The 630-nt window shown below is 62.2% G+C and carries 1 protein-coding gene; it reads left to right on the top strand.

The genetic code is table 11. The features are described from left to right. The coding region (locus tag AC1D0P_RS26915; protein ID WP_477679528.1) for an AMP-binding protein at positions 1 to 630 on the top strand (630 nt) is incomplete at both ends.

Raw genomic sequence — 630 nt, 5'->3', positions numbered from 1 at the left:
CGCCAATGTCGCCTGCTATGAGGACTGGCTTGCCGAGAGCGATAGCGATTTCGCCTGGCATGACTTCGACGAACGGACCGCGGCCGGCATGTGCTATACGTCGGGCACGACGGGCAATCCGAAGGGCGTCGTCTATTCCCACCGCTCGAACGTGTTGCATGCCATGGCGGTGCTGTCTCCCGACGTCAACGGCATAGGCTGTGCCGATACGGTCATGCCGATCGTGCCGTTCTTTCACGCCAATGGTTGGGCAACGGCATTTTCGGCGCCGATGGCGGGCGCCCGTCTCGTCATGCCTGGCCCGGGCCTGGACGGCAAGTCGATCTACGAGATGCTGACGCGCGAGCGGGTGAGTTTCTCGCTGGCCGTACCGACGGTATGGATGGCATTGCTCGCCCATATGGAAAAGGAAGGTGGCAGCCTGCCGGACCTTGACCGGGTGCTTATCGGCGGCTCGGCGGTACCGAGAGCGGTCGTCCAGGTCTTCGCGGAAAAATACGGCGTCGAGGTCTGGCATGGCTGGGGCATGACGGAGATGTCGCCGATCGGCAGCATTTCCAAGCTGAATCCCGAGCACAAAAGCCTGTCGGCGGAAGAAAAGCTCGATATCGTCGCCAAGCAGGGCTTGCC

Source organism: Polaromonas sp. P1_G2 (genome assembly GCF_056405515.1).
This window is presented reverse-complemented; position numbering and strand designations above follow the sequence as displayed.